The sequence below is a fragment of the Halomonas sp. WWR20 genome, assembly GCF_054602495.1.
The window spans coordinates 285,464-306,809 of sequence record NZ_JBTRHR010000005.1; the positions used below are offsets into that span (position 1 = coordinate 285,464).

Here is a 21,346-nt window from a genome sequence, read left to right on the forward strand (position 1 = left end):
ATTTTGATCTGGAGCAATTTTTTGCCGAGACAGGCGTTGCTCGTCGCCTACGCTCGAAGCGTTTGCGGTCACCAAGGGCGTCATTGGGGCGCAGTCATCGAGGAAAGACGAGTCAATGGACGGGAGACCGTATCGCTTCGTCGAAATGTCGATGAATGCGTGCATCGGATAGAAGAGTTTCAGCAGAGAAGAGACGGTGGGCCGGACGAGATCAGGTGCGCAGCTCCAGCTGCGAGAAGCGTGGTCGCATCCAGGCAAGCAGGTTTTCCAGCGTTGCCTGGGCGAAGCCGGGATGGGTGGCATAGGCCGGGTCCAGACACTGCCCGGGGCGGGCCAGCTGCAGGGCGCAGTGCTCGACACCGGCGTCGGCAAGTTGTTCGAGCAGCAGGGCAATGCGTGCCGGATCGAAATCCAGCGGGTGCACGGTAGTGCGGACCTCCCAGGCGACCGTCGATGCCTGCAGTTGGGTCAGGCTGGCGGCGACGCTGACGGCCATGCCGGGACGCCCGCAGACGCGATCGTAGTCTTCCGGCAGCGCCTTGATGTCCAGCCCCACCCAGTCGAGCAGGGGTAGCAGCCGGGCCAGGCGCTGAGGATAGATGCCGGCGGTATGCAGGCCGATCTTGTAGCCCATGGCCTTGACCCGCTCGGCCGCTGCGATGATCGCCGGGTGCAGTGTCGGCTCGCCGCCGCTGAACACCACGGCCTCCAGCAGGCCGCGACGGCGTTCGAGAAACGCTTCTATCTCGGGCCATGTGTGGGCGGGGGGCGCATTACGGGGGATCAGCTGGGGGTTGTGACAGTAGCCGCAGCGTAGCGGACAGCCTTGGGTGAAAAGGACGCAAGCCAGATGACCGGGATAGTCGAGTGTGGTCATCGGCGTGACGCCCGCGACGGGCAGGCTAAGGGCCTGGTTGACATCGGCAGTTGCGTGTGTCACGTGTTTCTCCGACCGATCGATGGGCAGGGCGCCGACAGGCGCCCTGAGGCGTCTCATTGACGGGGCAGGCCGCGTTCGATGAAGTGGTGTCGTTCGGCATGTTCGGACTGCTTGCCCGGATTGAACTGGCTGACCGGGCGGTGATAGCCCATCACCCGCGTCCAGACCTCGCAGCGCTGTCGCTGGTCGGCGGGCAGGTCGGCACCAGTGAGAGTGGGGTTGGATTGCATGGCAGACTCCTTGTGGCAATAGCCTAGGGTTGGCAACAGGTCGTTGCGGTGGATTGGCGCAGCAGCAGGGCATCGTCGCAGCGCGGACAGAATTCGTATTCTCCGGCCAGGTAGCCATGTACCGGACAGATGGAGAATGTCGGCGTGATGGTGAGATATGGCAGACGGAAACGGGTCAGGGCGGTCCTGACCAGCTGTCGGCAGGCTCGGGCGCTGGAGATGCGTTCGCGCATGTAGAGATGCAGCACGGTGCCGCCGGTGTAACGCGTCTGCAGCGGGTCCTGCAGTGCCAGCGCCTCGAAGGGATCGTCGGTATGCCCTACCGGCAACTGGCTGGAGTTGGTGTAGTAGGGGTTGTCGGGCGTGCCGGCCTGAAGAATGCCGGGGTAGCGCCTGGCGTCCTCCTTGGCGAAGCGGTAGGTGGTGCCTTCCGCGGGCGTGGCCTCGAGGTTGTAGAGGTGGTCGGTTTCGGCCTGGAACTCACGCATCCGCTCGCGAATGTGTTCGAGCAGTTGCAGCGCGTATGTCTGGCCGTCGGGCATGGCGATCGTCAGGGCATCGTCGCTGAAGTTGCGCAGCATCTCGTTCAGGCCGTTCACGCCGATGGTCGAGAAATGGTTGTGCAGCGTGCCCAGATAGCGCCGGGTGTAGGGGTACAGGCCGGCGTCCATGAACTGCTGGATGGTGGTGCGGCGGATTTCCAGGCTATCGCGGGCCAGGACCAGCAGTTCGTCAAGATGGCGATAGAGGCCCGGCCAGTCGCCTTGGTGAAGAAAACCGAGACGGGCGCAGTTGATCGTGACCACCCCTAAGGAGCCGGTCTGTTCGGCGGAGCCGAACAATCCATTGCCGCGCTTCAACAACTCGCGTACATCGAGCTGCAGCCGACAGCACATCGAGCGCACCATGTGCGGCTCGAGATCGGAGTTGAGAAAGTTCTGGAAGTACGGCAGCCCGTACTTGGCGGTCAGCTCGAAGAGCCGCTCGGTGTTGGGGCTGTCCCAGTCGAATTCCGGCGTGATGTTGTAGGTCGGAATCGGGAAGGTGAACACCCGTCCGCGGGCGTCGCCCTCGCGCATCACTTCCAGGTAGGCGCGGTTGAGCAGATCCATCTCGGCCTGCAGCTCGCCATAGGTGAAGGGCTGCTCCTCACCGGCGATTATCGGTACCTGTTCGGCCAGATCCGCCGGACACACCCAGTCGAAGGTGAGGTTGGTGAAGGGGGTCTGGGTTCCCCAGCGCGACGGCACGTTGAGGTTGTAGATGAACTCCTGCATCGCCTGGCGAATCTGGACATAGTCCAGCTTGTCCTTGCGTACGTAGGGCGCCAGATAAGTGTCGAAGGAACTGAAGGCCTGCGCGCCGGCCCACTCGTTCTGCAGGGTGCCGAGAAAATTGACCATCTGTCCCAGAGCGCTGCTCAGGTGTTTGGGTGGACCGCTTTCGGCGCGTCCGGGTACACCATTGAAGCCTTCGAACAGCAGTTGACGTAGCGACCAGCCCGCGCAATAGCCGCACAACATGTCGAGATCGTGAAGATGCAGTGCGCCGTCGCGGTGGGCCTGGCCGATCGCTGTCGGATACACTTCGTCGAGCCAGTAGTTGGCCACCACCTTGCCGGCGACGTTGAGAATCATGCCGCCCAGCGAGTAGCCCTGGTTGGCGTTGGCGCTGACCCGCCAGTCGGCCTTGTGCAGGTATTCGTCGATGGTCCGGCGCACGTCGATACGAGGCGGGGCGCTTGAGCGGGGCTGGGCGTTACGCATGCTTTTCCTATATATGGGTGATTTTCGATTCTTTGGCACAATATGTTGTAGTTGGGAGATTAGCGGAGCCCTTGTGGCCTGCCTTGATCCAGATCAAGTGATGCCGCCATCCTCACGAGACAGAATAGGTCTTGCCCTTCTGCCCGGGCGGTTGGGCGGGGAGAGGCAACGCCGGAAAATCACAATCGGAGGCAAGATGGAATTCACTCTGGCCCGCGTGGTTCACGTACTGGCGATCGTGTTCTGGATCGGGGGTGTGGCGATGGTGACCACCGTATTGCTGCCCGCGGTACGTCGGTTGAAGAGTGCGGAGGAGCGTGTCGCCTTTTTCGAGAAGGTCGAGTCGCGCTTTGCCATGCAGTCACGCATCACCACTCTGCTGGCCGGCATTAGCGGTTTCTACATGCTGCACATACTGGGCTGGCAGCGTCTGGCGATGGGCGCGTTCTGGTGGGTCCACGCGATGATTGCGGTATGGGGGATCTTTACGCTGATGCTGTTCGTCATCGAGCCGCTATTCCTGCACCGCTGGCTCAAGGAACGGGCGAAACGGGCCCCGGCATCGACCTTCTCGATGATACAGAGCCTGCACTGGGGACTGCTGGTGCTGAGCCTGATCACCATTGCCGGGGCGATCTCCGGTAGCCACGGCTGGTTCTGGTTCTAGCGCTTTCGCCAGGCTCTTAATGTAGGCGCCTGCATGGACGACACCTGACCCAGGTCAAGCCTTGCCAATAAGATGTAATTAGAATAAATCTTATTGCTGCGGGAGGTGACCATGGCTTCGAACATTTTTTCTCGCCGCGCGCTGTATCGCGGGCTCGCTTACTCCAGTATCGGTCTCGGCATTGCCGGTATCGTGCTGCCTCTGCTGCCCACCACACCTTTTCTGCTGATCGCGGCCTGGGCGGCCCCTCGGGGGTCGGCGAGACTCGATCATTGGCTGCATACGCACCCCCGTCTGGGCCCCGTGTTGCACGCCTGGTATGAGCAGCGCGCCATACCGCGCCGTGCCAAGTGGCTGGCCGGTGCGCTGCTGGCGAGCAGTTGGCTGGGACTCTGGCTGACCACATCGGGGCCACGAATCCCTCTGTTCGCCGGTATGCTGTTTCTGGCCATTGCAGTCTTTGTCTTCACCCGTCCCACTGCGCTAGCGACTCGGGAGGCTTCATGATGCGTCATTCCCATAGAGCATCGGTACTGCTCGCTTATGCCTTTCGACCGTTCTTCCTGTTGACGGGACTTTACGGGGCGCTGGTGATACTGGCATGGACAGGCATGCTGCTGGGCGGTTGGTCCCTGCCGCTGGGCATGTCGCCCCTGTACTGGCATAGCCATGAGATGCTGTTCGGACTGGTGCCGGCGGCCATTGCCGGCTTTCTGCTCACCGCCATGACCAACTGGACGGGAGCCGCACCCCTGAAGGGCGGCGGATTGGCGGCGCTGGTGCTGCTGTGGCTGGCGGGACGCGTAGCGATGTGGACGGCCGGCTGGTTGCCGATGTGGCTGGTGGCGCTGGTGGATGTGGCGTTCCTGCCGGTGCTGGCGGGCTACGTGGCGTACGTGCTGTTGCGATACCGCAACCGCCGCAACCTGATCCTGGTCGCGGTACTGGGCCTCCTGACACTGAGCAACGGCTTCATGCATCTGGGCATGGCGGGTCACGGCCTGGCCTGGCTGCGGCTGGGGGAAATGCTGGCGTTCGATCTGCTGACGGTAATGATCGTGGTGGTTGCCGGGCGCATCACGCCGGCCTTTACCGCCAACTGGTTGCGCATGCATGGTGGACGGCCGGAGGCGGTGCGGCGTTCCGAGCGCTTCGATCGCTACGTGCTGATCACGACGGCGTTGATGTTTCCTGCCGATCTGATAGCCGGCCTGCCGGTGCTCGGGGCGCTGGTGGCGCTGGCGGCGGCAGGTATCAACGCCGTGCGCCTGTGGCGCTGGGCCGGCTGGCAGGCCGCTTCCCAGCCGTTATTGTGGATTCTGCACCTGGCCTATGTGTGGATCGTGCTGGCACTGGGACTCAAGGCGCTGGCGCTGGCGCCTTTTGCCGCTTCCGTTCCGGCCGCTGCCTGGCAGCATGCGCTGGGTATCGGCGGGATCGCCACGCTGATCCTGGGGGTGATGACCCGGGTGGCGATGGGACATACCGGCCGGCCCATGAAGCTCCCACTCTTCGCCGTGATCATCTATCTGGCGATCCTGGCGGCGGCCGTCAGCCGGGTACTGATGGCGCTGCTGATCATCGACTATCGCACCGGGCTTATCCTCGCTGCGGTCGGTTGGGTCGCAGCCTTCGCGCTGTTCGTCGCCCTGTACTGGCCGGTGCTGAGTCGCCCCCGGGCAGACGGGCGGCCCGGTTGAGAACCGCTGCTTTCACCATGGTCTACATTGGGGAAGGCGACATACCCAACGACCATTGCGGAGTGACTCATGACGATGTCAGAGATGCAGCGTTTCACCGACAAGGTGGTCGTGGTTACCGGTTCCGGTTCGGGCATCGGTGCGGCCACGGCCAAGCGTTTCGACAGTGAAGGTGCACATGTCGTACTGGTGGGGCGCACCCGGGAGAAGCTCGACAAGATCGCCTCGCAACTCTCCGAGCGGACTTATGTGCACCCCACGGATATCTCCCGGCTCGAGGATGTGGAGGCGCTGTTCAAGGAGGTCATCGACAGATTCGGTCGCCTGGATGTGCTGGTCAACAATGCCGGGACCGTGGCGTCCGGCAAGATCACCGAAGCGAGTGTCGAGGATTGGAGAGAAGTCATGGCGACCGATCTCGACGGGGTCTTCTACTGCAGCCGTGCAGCCATGCCCGAATTGATCAGGCAGCGGGGCTGTATCGTCAATGTCTCGTCGGTCTCCGGCACGGGGGGTGACTGGGGCATGAGCTTCTACAATGCGGCCAAGGGCGCGGTGACCAACTTCACGCGGGCTCTGGCCATGGATCATGGCGCGGATGGCGTGCGCGTCAATGCCGTCTGCCCGAGCCTGACCTGGAGCGAGTTGACGAAGGACATGACGGATGACGAAACGCTGATGAACAAGTTTCAGGAGCGCAACCCCATGGGCCGCGGGGCCGAGCCCGAAGAGATCGGCGATGTGATCGCCTTCCTGGCCAGCCATGATGCGCGCTTCGTCAACGGTGTCAACCTGCCGGTTGACGGCGGGCTGTCGGCTTCCAATGGCCAACCCAAGCAGGCGTGATCGGCATGGAGTCTGGATGCGGCCGCGCTGGTCGCATTTGGAGGCGTACATCGCCTCTCAAGTACCCAGACTTCCATGTCGATGGTAGGATAGGCGCCTTTCCAGTCATCCCACCGTGTTGTATCCCATGCAAGCACTCTCCGGCAAAGACAAGCGCGAGTTCGACAAACTCCAGAAACGCCTGCGTCGTCAGGTCGGCAACGCGATCATCGACTACGGCATGATTCATGACGGCGACAAGGTCATGGTCTGCCTTTCGGGCGGCAAGGACTCCTATACCATGCTGGAGATCCTGATGAACCTGCGGCGTAACGCCCCGGTGCGTTTCGAGCTGGTGGCGGTCAATCTCGACCAGAAGCAGCCGGGGTTTCCCGAGCATGTGTTGCCCGAGTACCTCGAACGTTTGGACGTGCCCTACCATATCCTCGAGCGGGATACCTATTCGGTGGTCAAGGAGAAGACGCCCGAGGGCAAGACCACCTGCGCGTTGTGCTCAAGGTTGCGGCGCGGCTCGCTGTACGGTTTCGCCGAGGAGATCGGCGCCAACAAGGTGGCGCTTGGCCATCACCGCGAGGATATTCTCGAGACGCTGTTTCTCAACATGTTCTTCGGCGGCACTCTGAAAGCGATGCCGCCCAAGCTGCTCTCCGATGATGGCAAGAATATCGTCATCCGCCCGCTCGCCTACTGCCGCGAAGCCGATATCGCCGAGTTCGCCCGGCTCATGGAATTTCCCATCATTCCCTGCAACCTGTGCGGCTCGCAGCCCAACCTGCAGCGTCAGGTGGTCAAGGAGATGCTCGCCGACTGGGAGACAAAGCACCCCGGACGCCTGGAAACCATGTTCAAGGCGGTGACCAACGTGGCGCCATCGCAGCTTGCCGATCGTAACCTGTTCGACTTCGAGGGACTGGAGGCCAAGCAGGCGGCATTGCTGGACAGCCGCATCGAGGCATTCGACCTGCTACGTCAGGCCTAGCCAGCGTTGCAGGTCGCATAGTCAAGCCGTGTGTCGCATCGGCCGACGTCATGGTTCTGGCAGAAGGGCGCAGTAGGACGGGCAGCGGGCCGCAAGAGGATCGAAGCGATGGACAGGGCATCTCGCCTGCTGCTGTTACTCGACATCGTCGAAGCGGGCAGCTTTACCAAGGCGGCGGACCGGCGAAACGTCAATCGCTCTGTCATCTCCCGCCAGATTGGCCACCTCGAAGAGGACCTTCAGGTACGTCTGTTCAACCGTTCGACGCGTAGCCTGTCGCTGACCGATGTCGGTCGGGAAATCTACCAGCGCAGCCTGTTGCTGCGCGCGACGCTCGAGGAAACCGAAGAGGTCGCCAGTGCCTACCACGGAACTCCGAAAGGCACTCTCAAGGTGTCTTGCCCTACCCACTTCGGGCGCTTGTATGTGGACAAGGCGGTACGCATATTTCTCGAACGCTATCCCGAAACGCACGTTGAACTTCAACTTGAAGAGCGCACCGTGGATATCATCGGCGGCGGTTACGATCTTGCGATACGCTTGTTACCGCTTGAAGACTCCAACCTGATCGCACGTCCTCTCGCGCGCAATCGCCCTATCATGTGTGCCAGCCCGGCCTTTATCGAACGCTTTGGCATGCCGAAAACCATTGAGGAGTTGGCGCAACTGCCTGCGGCTATCTATTCGCGCGACGGGCTGGTGCTCGACAGCGTGCGCTATACCAATCCTCAAGGGGGCACGGAAAGGATACCGTTGTATACCCGGTTACGCTCCAATGATCCTCTGGCCGTTTACAGTACCATGCGCCACGGATTGTGTTTCGGCGTGCTGTCGAGCTTCGTATTCAATGAGGAAATCACCAAGGGGGATCTGTTGCCGTTGCTGCCTCAACTGCCCTTGATGGATTATCCCGACATCCATATCGTTTATCCCCATCGTGAATATTTGCCGCTGAAGACGGCACGCTTTGTGGACTGCCTAAAAGAAGTGGTAGGTGATCCTCCGGTCTGGGAGCGCAGCATTCCCGGCTTTGCAAGCATGTACGGGCATGGAGGCTAAGATTGCTTTGCGGGCCTGCTCGACACCCCAAAAAAACCCGCCTAAGCGGGTTTTTTACGATTATCGAGACTGCTGACGAGTAGTCCTCAATAATTCTCAAGGGCAGCCTGTTACGCCTTATTCGGCTGTCGGGCCGATATCCAGCAATGGCTCGTTGACGTCCTCGAAAGCTTGCGCAATAGCGTTACGTGGCTCCTGAGACGTCAGTGACGGCGCAAAAGTGTGCGCGGCACTGGTATGGGTGCTCATGGTACGGGCCAACGGGTTACCGACATCCGCGAACGCCAGCGCCATGGCGGCATGACGATCGTTTTCTACGAAAGTGCTTTGCGGTGCGACGGCTGCCATCGCGGTGCTGGTAGTGACGGCAAGCACCAGGGCGGAGAGCGCTGCAAATGATGTAGATCGCATGATTAGCTTCCTTAAACATGTGGATAGCCAGCAAGACGAGAAAGCTTTTGAAGCAGAACGTATTCGCGCCTTTCTGTATGAAGCTAATTATACGCTTTGAAATAATATGATAAACGCATGAAAGGGCATATCACTGTTGTCATGAATGCAACAATGTCTGGGAGGGCGGAGGGTGATGCCGTCGGCACCGAAAGAGGGGACGAAGATTGCATGCGTGACGCCGGCTAAAAAGCTGGCGCCATGGTCAAATCGTGTTTAGTGGCAACCTTCGCCTTCGGCGAGGGCGGACAGCGCATCGAGGTCCAGAACGTGGACCTCGCGGCCCTGAACGGAAACCAGGCCTTGTTGCTGAAAACGGCTCAGAATGCGACTGACGGTTTCTACCGCCAAGCCCAGATAGTTGCCGATATCGGCGCGTGACATCGACAGGCGAAAGCTGTAGGGGGAGTAGCCGCGCCGTCTGAACCGCATCGACAGGGTGGTAAAGAAGTTGGCCAGACGCTCGTCGGCGGTCTTGCGTGACAATAGGCGCATCATGCGTCGGTCATCGCGCATCTCCTTGCTCATGCTGCGGTACAGCTGATTGCGCAATTGAGGAAGCTTTTCGGAGAGCACATCCAGACGGTCGAAGGGAATCTCGCAGACCGTGGTGGTTTCAAGAGCGATGACGCTCCCTAGATACTTCTGTTCATCGATGCCATCGAGACCGACCAGCTCGCTGGGCAGGTAGAAGTTGGTCAGCTGTTCCTCACCGGTACTGTCGGTGGTGACCTGCTTGAGACTTCCGGAGCGTACGGCATATACGCTCATGAAGGGGGTCCCCTGGCGGAACAGAACTTCACCTTTCTTCAAAGGAGCGCGACGCTGAATGATGGCGTCGAACTGGCTCATGTCCTCGAGCGCCAGCGCCAACGGCAGGCATAACGAGCTCAGGCTGCACGTCTGGCAGCGTGTCTCATTCAAACGAGCGTGTCGTGATGTGGCGACCGGGCTTAGCATGATGTCCTCCAGAATTGGCGGCTAATGGACATTATGACGGAAGTCCGGAGTGGAAAAAAGCGCTGTATTCGCCGTGCAACTTTTTGTATTTTTATATTCTAAACATTAGGCGAGAATGACGTTACATATCAGGCGCTAACGGTTCAACGAAGGTTGATGCCAGATAACGTATGGCCAAGCGTCCCAGCGGCGTGACGCGCAGATGTGTGGCGTCGCGTTCGATCAAACCGTCGCGTTCGGCGTGGATCAGGCGAGACAGGATGTCTGCGAAGTACTCAGTGGCATCGACGCCGAACGTTTCACTCAGTTGGGTGAAATCCAAGGCCCCGTCACACACCAGCCGCTCGATGGCGTAGCGGCGGAGTTGTTGATCCAGACTCAGTTGCATTCCTCTGGCGACCGCCAGGTGAGAGGTATCGAGGTGGCGCTGCCACTCGTCGATAGAGGTTGCGTTCTGGGTACAGTAATTCCCGACTTGGCTGATGGCCGCGACCCCCAGCCCTATCAAGTCGCTCTCGGCCTGCGCGCTAAACCCCTGGAGGGTCCATTTGAGGCGAGCTCCTCGCTGGGCGATGGCCAAGGAGTCGTCGCGGCGGACAAAGTATCCCATACCGAGATGCTGGTAGTTCGCTGCGCCGAGCCTTTCGTGAGCGCCGCGTAGAATCGCCAGTTTTTCCTCCTCACCGGGCAAGTCGGCGCCATTGATGCGCCGTTGCAGGCGGACACGTTGCGGCTGATGGGCGTAATCATGCAGTGAAATTCGGGCTGGCATCAGCTCGATGACTTGTTCGAGTGTCGCCTGGAAGCTGCCTTGGGTCTGGTGAGGCAGACCGTGGGTCAGGTCGATATTCAGCGAGCGGAAGCCCAGACGCATGGCTTCGTCGATCAGGATCTCGACCAGTTGGCGTGGCTGGATACGGTTGATGGCGCGCTGTACCTGCGGGTTCAGATCCTGTACGCCGAGATTCAGGCGATTGAAGCCCAGCGCTTGCAGGTGGCGCAAGGTGAAGACATTGGTCTCGCGGGGATCGATATCGATGGCATAGTCGCGATCCGGCAGGCTGGAAAGCCCGAAGTGAAAGTCGAGCTGGTCGACCAGTGCGCTCATCTGATCCAGGGACAGCAACGTCGGCGTACCACCGCTCCAGTACAGTTGTGTGAGCGTGCGCGAAGGGCGCAAATGCTTGGCAAACAGCGCCATTTCCCGCTCAAGGCTCGCCAGGTAGGGGCCGGTCAGCCGTGCTGATCCGTCGAGGATGGGATAGCGGTCGCAATGGAAGCAGGCGCTGCGGCAAAACGGAACATGCACATACACGGACAGGCTGCGGCCGCTGGCGTGGCCCTGCGCAAGCGCCTCTTCCAGATCGTGCGCCGCGAAGCGGGTATCCATGAGCGCCAGCGGCGGATAAACCTCGTGGCGCGGGCCGTTAGTGAGATGGCGGTACGTCAGGACATCGCTCCAGACCGGGGCGACGAAAGTGGGACTTGGTGCTGCATCGGCGGACATGGCAGGGCATCTCGAGTAGCGCAATGCTTCTCATGCTATGCCACCGCCTGGCGCGAATGGCTGACCTGCATCAATGCATGGGTAAGTGCTGACTCTTGTGAAGCGTGCCAATAGCGGCGGCATCGTGCATGGCGGAGTTGGTCATGCTATGCGACATTCCGCCCGGCCAGAGATGCCAGAGCTGCCACATCGCGAACAGGATGATCACGCTCGCCGCCAGGGTACGAGTGGCGGGATGTCGGATCAGCGTGGCCATCTGACGTGCGGCGACACCGGTGGCGAGTAGCGCGGGCAGGGTCCCCAGGCCAAAGGCGCCCATCAGGGCCGCGGCGAGCAATGGGTCCGCTTCGGCCAAGCTCCAGGCGAGCATCGAATACACCAGCCCGCAGGGTAGCCAGCCCCAGATAGCGCCCAGCGCCATGGCCTGGGGGACTTTCACGACCGGCATCAGCCGGCGTCCGGCCGGTTCGATACGTCGCCACAAGTGCCGCCCCAGAGCCTCGATACGCGTCAGCCCTTTCCACCAATTGGCGATGTAGAGTGCCATCAGAATCAGCATGACGGCCGCCAGCACGCGTAGCGCCAGCGCGAGGGTATCCATGGCATGGCCGAGCAGACTGCCCAGCAATGCCACCAGCGTGCCGGCCAGCATATAGCTGAAGATGCGCCCCAGGTTATAGCCCAGCAACAGTCCGGTAAGACGTGCCGGGTGGCGCATGCTGGGCGGTACGGCAAAGGTCAGTGCGCTCATGATACCGCCGCACATGCCGATGCAGTGCGCCCCGCCGAAAAGGCCGAAGACGAAGGCCGCCGCCAGCGGAGGTAGCGCAAGGCCGGTAGGGTCCATCAATGCGTGTCCGTATCGCGGGACGCCCGGCCGCGCGAAGCGCACGCCGGGGAAGCGTCTTTCTCGGCAGGCGTCGTGCGCTGGGCCGCCCGGCGCCGACGTTGTTCCGGTGTCAGGTCGTTTTCATCCTCGTCGAACAGGATGCGATGCGCCGGGCCTTCCAGATCATCGAACTGTCCCGACTTCACTGCCCAGAAAAAGGCCCAGACAGCAAAGCCGAGCAGTACCAAAGACAGGGGGATCAGCAGGAAGAGAATATTCATGAAGCCGGCTCCAGGGAAGACGCCTCTGGCGAGGGCATCCGTACGCGATTGAGGCGCAGGGCATTGCCGATCACGATCAACGAACTGATGGACATTCCCAGCGCCGCCGCCCAGGGCGGTACCCAGCCGATGGCCGCCAGGGGCAGGGCACAAAGATTGTAGATCAATGCCCAGACCAGGTTCTGCCGGATCAGGCGCCGTGTCATGCGGGCCAGGATGATGGCCTCGACGATACGCCACAGACGAGGGCTCATCAACACGGCATCGGCACTGGTGCGCGCCAGGTCGGTGGCACCGTTCATGGCGATCGAAACGTCGGCACCGGCGAGGACCGGAACGTCATTGATACCATCCCCGACCATAATAACGATCTCGTTCGCCGCTTGTAGCGCCCTGATCCGGGCCAGTTTGTCTTCGGGACTGGCTCCGGCAGTCCACTCGTCCACCGCCAGGTCATCGGCCAGGGTGGCCACGGCGCTGGAACTGTCGCCGGAAAGCAATTCCACCTTGAGCCCGGCGGCCTGTAGGGCGCTGACCGTGACGCGGGCATCCTCGCGGACGGTGTCGGCAAGCTCGAACCAGGCCAGCGGAACATTGTCGCGGGCGAGCAGCAACCACTGTCCGGCAACCGGCGCGGTAGGCGGTGAACTGGAAACGGCGAAGTCGGGGCGCCCGAGCCGGTAGCGTGCGCCGTCGATCTCCCCTTCGAGTCCTTGGCCGGGAATGCTGGTCACTTGATGCGCGCGGACCTCGGAGAGACGGTATTCACGAAATGCCCGCGCGATGGGATGTTCCGAGTGTGCCTCGAGGGCGGCGGCCAATGCGCGGCATTGCGACGTTGTCAGCACGGGCGAAACCACACGACTGTTGCGCAGCCTCATGCGTCCGGTCGTCAGGGTCCCGGTCTTGTCGAAGATGACGCGGGTCGCTTGGGTCAGCGTTTCGATCGCATGGGCACGGGTGACCAATACTCCCCGCCGACGCAGTTGGCCGTGGCTGGCGGTCAGCGCGGTTGGCGTGGCCAGAGCCAGGGCGCAGGGGCAGGTGACGACCAGCACCGACAAGGTGACCCACAGCACGCGGGAAGGATCGATGAAGGCCCAGGCGATGGCCACGCCGAGCGTGACGATTAGCAGCCGCAGCACGAAGTGGTGCGCCATGCGTGATGCCATCTCGGCGATCTTGGGCCGGCTGGCGAAGGCCCGGTCGGTGAGATCGAGAATGCCGGAAACGCGGGCATCGCGTCCGGTATGCGTGACGCGCACCACCAGCGGACTTTCGACGTTGAGGCTGCTGCCGGTGACGCTATCGCCGACCTGACGGACCACGGGCAGGTATTCGCCGGTCAGCATCGACTCGTCGAGGCTCGAGCGGCCGGATTCGACGACGCCGTCCGCCGGTACGCTCTGCCCCGGGCGCACCAGGACACGATCGCCGACGACGAGCGCGCTGGCCGGCAGGATCTGTTCGTGGTCCTGCTCATCGAGACGTACCGCACTGGAGGGCAGCAGGCTCGACAGGGCATTGCCGATGTGGCCGTTGCGCCGCCGCGCGCGCATTTCAATGTAGCGGCCGAACAGCAGGAAGAAGGTGAACATGGCCACCGAGTCGAAATAGACATCGTCTGCGCCGATCAGCACCGCATAGGTACTGGCGACGTAAGCGCCGAGGATGGCGATGGACACCGGCACGTCCATGCCCAACTGACGGGTGCGAACGTCGCGCAGGGCATTCTTGAAGAAAGGTACCGCGGAAAACAGTACCACCGGCGTCGTCAGAGCGAACGACAGCCAGTGGAACAGCAAGGTGAAGTTTTCGCTGATGTCCTCCGGTGCGGAGACATATAGCGGAATCGAGAACATCATCACCTGCATCATGCCGATGGCGGCGACGATCAGGCGGCGCACGGCCTGACGCTCCTCGCGTTGCAGCTTCTGCTGGGCGAGGTCGGGCTCGTAGGGTTGCGAGGGATAGCCGATGGCGGATAGCTCGGCGAGGATACGTGAAAATTTCAGGCGCTGCGGGTCCCAGGCGACCCGGACACGGTGATGGCTCAAGTTGACGGCACTGGAGTGGATACCGTCGAGTGCATTGAGACGATGTTCGATCAGCCAGGCGCAGGCGGCGCAGGTAATGCCATCGACCGCCAGTGTGGCATTGACTCGGCCTGTCTCATCTTCGGCATGAACGAATTCCCGCTGCAGGCTGGGATCGTCGAAAACGGCCCAGGTTTCGGCCTTCGCGGCCTGACGGTCATCGGGACGCTCCGGCAACTCGGTACGAAAGCGGTAATAGCTCTCCAGGCCGCCATCGACGATGGCGTGGGCGACCGCTTCGCAACCCGGACAGCACAGCGGGTAGCGCTGCTCGTCCAGTTGAATGTACCAAGCCGCACCGGCAGCTACCGGTGCGCCGCAGTGATAACAGGCCTTCCCCGTCTCGCTGGCATCGGCGGCGGTCTTGAGTGCGTCCTGAACCATTACGTGTCGATACCCGCTGCCCTCAGGTGCATCGCCGTCTCCAGGGGAAAGTGAGCCTCACCGTTCAACCGCCATTCGGGAGGGCCATCCTGCGCCACCGGCTGCAATTGTACATACCAGCGGTACTCCAACTGCCGGGGAATCTGGCCCACGTAGTGTCCGTCGCGTACGCGCTGCAGCAGAATGCTCTGATCCTGTCTGCCCTGTGCCGGGAATATCAGATTCAGCTGCAGTTGCTCGGGGCGCGAGTCGCCCTGCAACTCGACGGTGATGTCGCCGGTAAGGTCGTCGATGTTCAGAGCCGCGGCCATGTTCAGCTCGGCGGCATGCTGCTCTTGATCGAGGATTTCATTGATGGCCAGGCCTTTCTTGTAGTAGTTGTCCTCGACCATTCCATCGAAGCTGGTAATCGACAGCACCAGAAAGGTGGTGCCCATGGCGACGGACGCCGCCAGAATCGCGAGCAGAAACCAGGGCCAGAATTCTTTGTACCAAGGACGTGGAGGCGTCATGTTCATCTCCGAGTCTGCCCCAGGAAGCGAGCTTCCTTGGTCAGAGTGATGGCCGAGTCGTCTTGAGCCGCGACGCGGATCGTGATGGCCTCGCTGGGGGCCGTAATGGAATCCGTCGGAGCGGCGAGCTGGATCGGTAGGGTACGGCTGGAACTGGCCGCGACGGTGAGCGTGTCATTGCCGGTCAGATGCAGACCTTCGATGCCTTGGGCCGAGATCCGGTATTGGTGAGGCTGGTTGTCCAGATTGCGGATGCTCAAGGTATAAGCGTTGGTGATAGCGCCACCTTGTGTCACGCTGAAGAGCTGGTTACGGTCACGGTCGACATCGACATCGAGTGGCATACGGTCACTGACGGTATAGACAAACACCCCGATCATGGCGATCAAGGCGACCAGGTAGGCGATCAGGCGTGGACGCAGGATATGCGTCTTGCCGCCATGCAGGGCATGCTCCGTCGTGTAGCGGATCAGGCCGCGCGGATAGTTCATCTTGTCCATGACACTGTCGCAGGCATCGACGCAGGCGGCACAGGTAATGCATTCGTACTGCAGGCCGTCGCGGATATCGATACCGGTGGGGCAGACTTGAACGCAGAGGCCGCAGTCGATGCAGTCCCCCAGCCCCTGGGCACGTGGGTCGGCATTCCTTTTGCGCGCACCGCGCGCCTCACCGCGCGCTTCATCGTAGGACACGATCAGGGTGTCCTTGTCGAACATTACCGCCTGGAAGCGGGCGTAGGGGCACATGTAGATACACACCTGCTCACGTAGCCAACCCGCGTTGAGATAGGTGAACACGGTGAAGAAACCCACCCAGAACAGCGCCCAGCCACTCACGCTCAGTGTAAAGAAGTCGACGACCAGATCGCGTATCGGAGTGAAGTAGCCAACGAAGGTCAGACCGGTGAGGAAAGCAATGCTCAGCCACAGCGCATGCTTGGCACTCTTGCGCATTGCCTTGTCGGCGGTCATGGGCTGTTTGTCGAGCTTCATGCGCTTGTTGCGCGAGCCTTCGGTGACGTGTTCGGCCCAGATATACAGCCATGTCCAGACGCTTTGCGGGCAGGTGTAACCGCACCATACACGGCCGGCAAATACCGTGATCAGGAATAGGCCGAAAGCGCAGATGATCAGCAGCCACGTCAACAGCATGAAGTCCTGTGGATAAAAAGTGGCGCCGAAGAAGTGAAACTGTCGCGAGGGCAGGTCGAACCACACGGCCTGGCGGTCATCCCACTGCAGCCAGACAACGCCGAAGTACAGCGCCATCAACGCCCAGTTGGCGTAGCGGCGAATGTGTTGAAAGAAACCTTGAATCTGGCGCACATAGAGGTGACGGCGCTGGGCATACATCGCTTGCGTCGTCTGAGCGGGATCGTGGGTGCCTACGGCGGAGTTCGGGGTCACGTCCCGAAGCGGAATCTTGTTCATCGTTGGGCCACCAATAATGTCATTTACCCGGATATCTTTGCCGGGCCCCGGATGATGAAGCTCTCTCGGCAAGACAGGTCGGTCAAAAGCCGCAAGTTATGCCTGGTCAGGGTTGCGATCCTCATCAAGAGGGGCCGAGATATAACGCCGGAGAGGTAGTTGCCGGGTAAATAAGCGCTGCAATGCTGAAACTAAACTGGGTGCCACGTCCTGGTGGGAAAATCCATGAAGCAAGGCCGGAAGCCGAAACATATTATATCTGCGATAGCGGTACAGAAGAGAAAGGTGCGACGCCAGGCCGCACCCGAACCTCATTAGTTGGACAGGCTGTAAACGTAGGCCGAGACCAGATGAACCTTGTCTTCGCCGATATAGGAGGCCTGGGCCGGCATGTGTCCGTTACGACCATTGCGCAGGGTTTCCATGACCGAATCCATCGTGCTCTGGTCGGGACGGCGATAGAGCCAAACGGTGTCGGTCAGGTCGGCGGAACCGATATTGGGGTTACCCTTGGCGTCGGCGCCATGACAGGCCACGCAGGCCGAGGTGAAGATCGCTTCGCCCTGGCTGGCTCGTTCTGCATCGTGATCTTCACCGGAAAGGCTCAGTACATAGTTGGCCACGTTGCGTAGATTTTCTTCGCCCAACTGCTGCCAGGAGGGCATCAGACCATTACGCCCCTCGGCGATGCTGACCGTGATGGCTTCTGGTGTGCCACCGTACAGCCAGTCATTGTCGGTATGATCGGGGAAGCCGTAGCCGCCCTGGGCGTTGGAGCCGTGGCACACCGCACAATTGTTGAGGTAGATGCGTTCGGCGACCCGCATGGCCTCGCCGTTTTGAGCCAGCTCGGGAATCGGGACCTCATCATACTTAGCAAAGATCGGCGCGTACTGCTCCTGCGCATAGTTGATCTCTCCCTGCCACTGCTTCTCCTGTGTCCAGCCCAGCAATCCCTTATAGTTGCCCAGTCCCGGGAACAGCAACAGATAGCCCACGGCAAACACGATAGTGCCGATGAACAGCAGGAACCACCAGCGCGGCAATGGATTGTCGTATTCGTCGATGCCATCGGCGCTGTGCCCGGTAGTTTCGACTTCACCATGCGCGTTGGGCTGCTTGCTGGTCTTGCGGTTGGCGAACAGCACCCACCAGCAGAAGACGATCGTGCCCAGAGTGATGACAATGATCCAGGTGCTCCAGAAGCTGGAGAGGGAATCACCCCAAAGGTTACTCATGTGTTCTTGTCTCCCCTGTCAGGTCGGGAAATAGTGCTGTTTTTCGAATCCGCAGCATCACTCTCATGGTCAGGCAGATCTTCATCGGCGAACGGCAATTGGCTCGCTTCGTCGAAGTCCTTCTTGCGACGCTTCGAGTAGGCCCACCACACTACCCCGAGAAAGGCGATCAGGATCAGCAGGGTCGTAATACCTCGAAAGGTTCCGATATCCATGGCTTAGCGGGTGTCCTTGAGCACGGTACCCAACTGCTGGAGATAGGCGACGACGGCGGTGATTTCTTGCTGGCCGCGCACGGCACGGGTCGCGCCGGCGATGTCTTCCTCGGTGTAAGGAACGCCCAGGCTTTTCAGCGCACGCATCTTGTCCGGAGTGTCCTGTCCATCCAGCGTGTTCTCGAACAGCCAAGGGTAGTTGGGCATCTTGGACTCGGGAACGACGTCACGCGGGTTGTATAGGTGTGCGCGGTGCCAGTCATCGCTGTAGCGTCCACCGACACGTGCCAGGTCCGGTCCGGTGCGCTTGGAGCCCCACAGGAAGGGGTGGTTGTAGACGGATTCCCCGGCCACGCTGTAGTGACCATATCGTTCGGTTTCGGAGCGGAAGGGACGAATCATTTGTGAATGGCAGCCCACACAGCCCTCACGGATATAGATATCGCGCCCTTCGAGCTCCAGTGCCGTCAGAGGACGCAATCCCTCGACTGGCTGTGTGGTTTCTTTCTGGAAGAACAGCGGCACGATCTCGGCCAACCCTCCGAAACTGATCACAACCAGAATCAGCACGGCAAGCAGGCCTACGTTCTTCTCGACAATCTCGTGTCTCATCGGAGTCAGGTTCCCTGGTGATCAGGCGGTCTGCGGGACCGGCTTGTAAGCTTCTTCGCCGCGCTTCACGGTCATGTAGACATTGAGCGCCATCAGCAACATGCCTAACAGGAAGAAGCAGCCGCCGAGCCAGCGCACGATGTATCCCGGATGGCTGGCTTCAAGCGCTTCGATGAAGGTGTACATCAGCGTGCCGTCGGCGTTCACTGCGCGCCACATCAGGCCTTGCAGGATGCCATTGACCCACATGGCGGAGATGTAGAGCACGGTGCCGATGGTCGCCAGCCAGAAGTGCACGGCGATCAGCCGGATGGAATGCATCTCGGTGCGGCCGAACAAGCGTGGTATCAGGTGGTACATGGAGCCGATAGTGATCATGGCCACCCAGCCCAGCGCACCGGCATGCACGTGGCCGATGGTCCAGTCGGTGTAGTGCGACAGAGCATTGACGGTCTTGATCGCCATCATCGGGCCTTCGAAGGTCGACATGCCGTAGAAGGACAGGGCCACGACCAGAAAGCGCAGGGTCGGATCGGTGCGCAGCTTATGCCAGGCGCCGGACAGCGTCATCATGCCGTTGATCATGCCGCCCCAGCTCGGAGCCAGTAGAATGATCGACATGATCATGCCAAGGGACTGGGCCCAGTCGGGCAGTGCGGTGTAGTGCAGGTGGTGCGCCCCCGCCCACATGTAAGTCGTGATCAATGCCCAGAAGTGGACGATGGATAGACGATAAGAGTAGATCGGACGCTCGGCCTGCTTGGGCACGAAGTAGTACATCATGCCCAGAAAACCGGCGGTCAACAGGAAGCCAACGGCGTTGTGGCCATACCACCACTGCGCCATGGCGTCGATGGCGCCGGCATAGGCCGAGTAGGACTTGAGGGCGCTGACCGGCACCTCTGCCGAATTGACGATGTGCAACACCGCGATGGTCAGAATGAACGCCGCATAGAACCAGTTGGCCACATAGATATGCGAGGTCTTGCGTTGTTTTATGGTTCCCAGGAAGACAATGGCGTAAACGATCCAGACTACAGCGATCAGGATATCGATCGGCCATTCCAGCTCGGCATATTCCTTGGAGGTGGTGAACCCCAGGGGCAGCGTGATGGCCGCCAGAACGATCACCGTTTGCCAGCCCCAGAAGACGAACGCGGCCAGTTTGTCGGAGCATAGCCGCGTCTGGCAGGTGCGCTGTACGACATACAGCGACGTGCCGATCAGGGCCGAGCCTCCGAAAGCGAAGATCACGGCATTGGTGTGCAGCGGACGCAGGCGCCCAAAGCTTGTCCAGGGCAAGCCAAAGTTCAGTTCCGGCCAGACTAGCTGTGCGGCAATGAACACACCCAGGCCCATGCCCACGATGCCCCATACCACAGTCATGATCGCGAACTGCCGAACTACCTTGTAATTGTAGGTCGGGTGTTCAAATGCTGTACTCATCTTAGGTTCCCATCGAACGCGGTGTTGGGGGAAGTCCCAGGCGGCAGTGTGCCTTAAGCCTACCGCTCGCATGATGACGCAGGTCAAAATGCAGGCCTCGAATACTAGCGCAGCCAAGGGGTAACCTGAATAAGCAAACCTGGGCTGTTCCAACTAAAGGATGGAAGTCAACCACAATGTTTCATGGCGATGAATACCCAAAAATCAGTCCTGATCAGTTAGGCGAATTTTTTGCAGGTGATGGCCATCGTCGTCTGCATGTCGAGAACATGGGAACGCTGGAAATACGTGGTGGAGCGCATGCCGGCCGCTTACTGATGGCACACGGGGCCGGGGCTGGGCAGCACTCGGCTTTCATGCAGAACTTTTGCGAGTCGTTGGCGCAGGAGGGAGTGCAGACGCTGGCCTTCGAATTTCGCTACATGCAGCGAATGCAGCGGGAGTCTCGACGCTTTCCGCCGCCTAAAATCGACCGCCTGGTTGAAGAAACGGCTCAATGGCGCGACATAGTGATGCATCCGGCTTTTCCCGACGTGTACATGGGTGGGAAATCGATGGGTGGACGTGCCGCCAGTCTCTTGGCGGCACGCGATGGAGCGCAGGGCCTGGTCTTGTGCGGTTATCCTTTTCATCCGCCGGGCAAGCCCGATGCCACGCGCCTGTCGCATTGGCCTTTGCTGCAGTGTCCGACGCTGGTAATGCAGGGAACGCGAGATCCATTCGGCAACCGCCAAGAGGTGGCTGGGTATGATTTGCCCCGCAGCGTAACGGTTCACTTTCTTGAAGACGGTGATCATGATTGGAAACCGCGCAAAAGTGCCGGCCTCACCCAGGAGGCTCTGATCAAGGAGGCGGCAGTCGGCGTGGCGGCTTGGATGCGTGCAAGTCGATGAAAGCGATAAGAAATGCAGCCAAGAAAAGCTGTTGACTTTCATTCGAAGCTCTGTAGAATGCAGCGCCACGTGACCAGGGGTGGTTAGCTCAGTTGGAAGAGCACCAGCCTTACAAGCTGGGGGTCACTGGTTCGAGCCCAGTACCACCCACCATGTCGCATTCGAGCAACCGAATCGCATGGCCTGGAAACACGTAGTGAATATGCGGAGCGGTAGTTCAGTCGGTTAGAATGCCGGCCTGTCACGCCGGAGGTCGCGGGTTCGAGTCCCGTCCGCTCCGCCATTTTCATGAAAGCAGCAGGA

22 protein-coding genes and 2 tRNA genes are annotated in these 21,346 nt (G+C 60.6%); 9 read left to right on the forward strand and 15 right to left on the reverse strand.

The features are described from left to right. Positions 1-211: 211 nt before the first annotated feature. From ACW4DH_RS11765 to ACW4DH_RS11775, 3 genes are read right to left on the reverse strand one after another with little or no spacing between them, the layout of a single operon-like run. On the reverse strand, positions 212-940 hold the full coding sequence (locus ACW4DH_RS11765) for an anaerobic ribonucleoside-triphosphate reductase activating protein (protein ID WP_459636590.1): 729 nt from the start codon (positions 938-940) through the stop codon (positions 212-214). Between the two features lie 53 nt (positions 941-993). Continuing rightward, positions 994-1,170, reverse strand: coding sequence for an anaerobic ribonucleoside-triphosphate reductase (nrdD, locus tag ACW4DH_RS11770; protein ID WP_459636591.1), 177 nt, complete (start codon positions 1,168-1,170; stop codon positions 994-996). A 23-nt stretch (positions 1,171-1,193) separates the two neighbouring features. Further along, positions 1,194-2,951, reverse strand: coding sequence for a ribonucleoside triphosphate reductase (locus tag ACW4DH_RS11775; protein WP_459636673.1), 1,758 nt, complete (start codon positions 2,949-2,951; stop codon positions 1,194-1,196). A 181-nt stretch (positions 2,952-3,132) separates the two neighbouring features. On the opposite strand from ACW4DH_RS11775, the gene ACW4DH_RS11780 reads away from it, so the two are divergent. From ACW4DH_RS11780 to ACW4DH_RS11805, 6 genes are all read left to right on the forward strand, one after another. Continuing rightward, complete coding sequence (locus ACW4DH_RS11780; RefSeq protein ID WP_459636592.1) at positions 3,133-3,603, forward strand: hypothetical protein; 471 nt, start codon at positions 3,133-3,135, stop codon at positions 3,601-3,603. A gap of 111 nt (positions 3,604-3,714) precedes the next feature. Further along, positions 3,715-4,110, forward strand: a complete 396-nt coding sequence (locus tag ACW4DH_RS11785) for a YbaN family protein (RefSeq protein WP_459636593.1) — start codon at positions 3,715-3,717, stop codon at positions 4,108-4,110. After that, on the forward strand, positions 4,107-5,303 hold the full coding sequence (locus tag ACW4DH_RS11790; RefSeq protein WP_459636594.1) for an NnrS family protein: 1,197 nt from the start codon (positions 4,107-4,109) through the stop codon (positions 5,301-5,303). The genes ACW4DH_RS11785 and ACW4DH_RS11790 overlap by 4 nt, the downstream gene beginning before the upstream one ends. Before the next feature lie 69 nt (positions 5,304-5,372). After that, on the forward strand, positions 5,373-6,149 hold the full coding sequence (gene budC, locus ACW4DH_RS11795; protein ID WP_459636595.1) for a meso-2,3-butanediol dehydrogenase: 777 nt from the start codon (positions 5,373-5,375) through the stop codon (positions 6,147-6,149). Between the two features lie 127 nt (positions 6,150-6,276). Beyond that, positions 6,277-7,128 (forward strand): tRNA 2-thiocytidine(32) synthetase TtcA, encoded by an 852-nt coding sequence (gene ttcA, locus ACW4DH_RS11800; protein ID WP_459636596.1) that lies wholly within the window; start codon positions 6,277-6,279, stop codon positions 7,126-7,128. A 108-nt stretch (positions 7,129-7,236) separates the two neighbouring features. Further along, positions 7,237-8,187 carry a LysR family transcriptional regulator gene (locus ACW4DH_RS11805; RefSeq protein ID WP_459636597.1) on the forward strand — a complete coding sequence of 317 codons (951 nt, stop codon included), beginning with the start codon at positions 7,237-7,239 and terminating at the stop codon, positions 8,185-8,187. 117 nt (positions 8,188-8,304) lie between these two features. Here the strand turns inward: ACW4DH_RS11805 and ACW4DH_RS11810 are convergent, their stop codons facing one another. From ACW4DH_RS11810 to ccoN, 12 genes are all read right to left on the reverse strand, one after another. Beyond that, positions 8,305-8,598 carry a hypothetical protein gene (locus ACW4DH_RS11810; RefSeq protein ID WP_459636598.1) on the reverse strand — a complete coding sequence of 98 codons (294 nt, stop codon included), beginning with the start codon at positions 8,596-8,598 and terminating at the stop codon, positions 8,305-8,307. Positions 8,599-8,853: 255 nt separating this feature from the next. Further along, positions 8,854-9,597 (reverse strand): fumarate/nitrate reduction transcriptional regulator Fnr, encoded by a 744-nt coding sequence (fnr, locus tag ACW4DH_RS11815; protein ID WP_459636599.1) that lies wholly within the window; start codon positions 9,595-9,597, stop codon positions 8,854-8,856. A 121-nt stretch (positions 9,598-9,718) separates the two neighbouring features. Continuing rightward, entirely contained in the window at positions 9,719-11,104 is a 1,386-nt protein-coding gene (hemN, locus tag ACW4DH_RS11820; RefSeq protein ID WP_459636600.1) for an oxygen-independent coproporphyrinogen III oxidase, read from the reverse strand. Positions 11,105-11,174: 70 nt separating this feature from the next. After that, complete coding sequence (locus ACW4DH_RS11825) at positions 11,175-11,951, reverse strand: sulfite exporter TauE/SafE family protein (RefSeq protein WP_459636601.1); 777 nt, start codon at positions 11,949-11,951, stop codon at positions 11,175-11,177. Beyond that, on the reverse strand, positions 11,951-12,214 hold the full coding sequence (gene ccoS / locus ACW4DH_RS11830; RefSeq protein WP_459636602.1) for a cbb3-type cytochrome oxidase assembly protein CcoS: 264 nt from the start codon (positions 12,212-12,214) through the stop codon (positions 11,951-11,953). The genes ACW4DH_RS11825 and ccoS overlap by 1 nt, the downstream gene beginning before the upstream one ends. Next, on the reverse strand, positions 12,211-14,694 hold the full coding sequence (locus ACW4DH_RS11835; RefSeq protein WP_459636603.1) for a heavy metal translocating P-type ATPase: 2,484 nt from the start codon (positions 14,692-14,694) through the stop codon (positions 12,211-12,213). The genes ccoS and ACW4DH_RS11835 overlap by 4 nt, the downstream gene beginning before the upstream one ends. Beyond that, entirely contained in the window at positions 14,694-15,206 is a 513-nt protein-coding gene (locus ACW4DH_RS11840; RefSeq protein ID WP_459636604.1) for a FixH family protein, read from the reverse strand. Before ACW4DH_RS11840 ends, ACW4DH_RS11835 begins: the two co-directional genes overlap by 1 nt. A gap of 2 nt (positions 15,207-15,208) precedes the next feature. Then, positions 15,209-16,639 carry a cytochrome c oxidase accessory protein CcoG gene (gene ccoG / locus ACW4DH_RS11845; RefSeq protein ID WP_459636605.1) on the reverse strand — a complete coding sequence of 477 codons (1,431 nt, stop codon included), beginning with the start codon at positions 16,637-16,639 and terminating at the stop codon, positions 15,209-15,211. A gap of 314 nt (positions 16,640-16,953) precedes the next feature. Continuing rightward, complete coding sequence (ccoP, locus tag ACW4DH_RS11850; RefSeq protein WP_459636606.1) at positions 16,954-17,877, reverse strand: cytochrome-c oxidase, cbb3-type subunit III; 924 nt, start codon at positions 17,875-17,877, stop codon at positions 16,954-16,956. Further along, positions 17,874-18,092: a cbb3-type cytochrome oxidase subunit 3 gene (locus ACW4DH_RS11855; RefSeq protein ID WP_459636607.1), complete on the reverse strand. Its 219-nt coding sequence runs from the start codon at positions 18,090-18,092 to the stop codon at positions 17,874-17,876. The genes ccoP and ACW4DH_RS11855 overlap by 4 nt, the downstream gene beginning before the upstream one ends. A gap of 3 nt (positions 18,093-18,095) precedes the next feature. Further along, positions 18,096-18,704: a cytochrome-c oxidase, cbb3-type subunit II gene (gene ccoO / locus ACW4DH_RS11860; RefSeq protein ID WP_459636608.1), complete on the reverse strand. Its 609-nt coding sequence runs from the start codon at positions 18,702-18,704 to the stop codon at positions 18,096-18,098. Positions 18,705-18,725: 21 nt separating this feature from the next. Continuing rightward, positions 18,726-20,150, reverse strand: coding sequence for a cytochrome-c oxidase, cbb3-type subunit I (gene ccoN / locus ACW4DH_RS11865; RefSeq protein WP_459636609.1), 1,425 nt, complete (start codon positions 20,148-20,150; stop codon positions 18,726-18,728). A 176-nt stretch (positions 20,151-20,326) separates the two neighbouring features. Between ccoN and ACW4DH_RS11870 the strand changes: the two genes are divergently transcribed. The 3 genes from ACW4DH_RS11870 (at position 20,327) to ACW4DH_RS11880 (ending at position 21,326) form a co-directional block, all read left to right on the forward strand. After that, entirely contained in the window at positions 20,327-21,043 is a 717-nt protein-coding gene (locus ACW4DH_RS11870) for an alpha/beta family hydrolase (protein ID WP_459636610.1), read from the forward strand. A gap of 77 nt (positions 21,044-21,120) precedes the next feature. Further along, positions 21,121-21,196 (forward strand) — tRNA-Val (locus tag ACW4DH_RS11875). A gap of 53 nt (positions 21,197-21,249) precedes the next feature. Beyond that, positions 21,250-21,326: transfer RNA gene (locus ACW4DH_RS11880), tRNA-Asp, on the forward strand. Positions 21,327-21,346 lie beyond the last annotated feature (20 nt).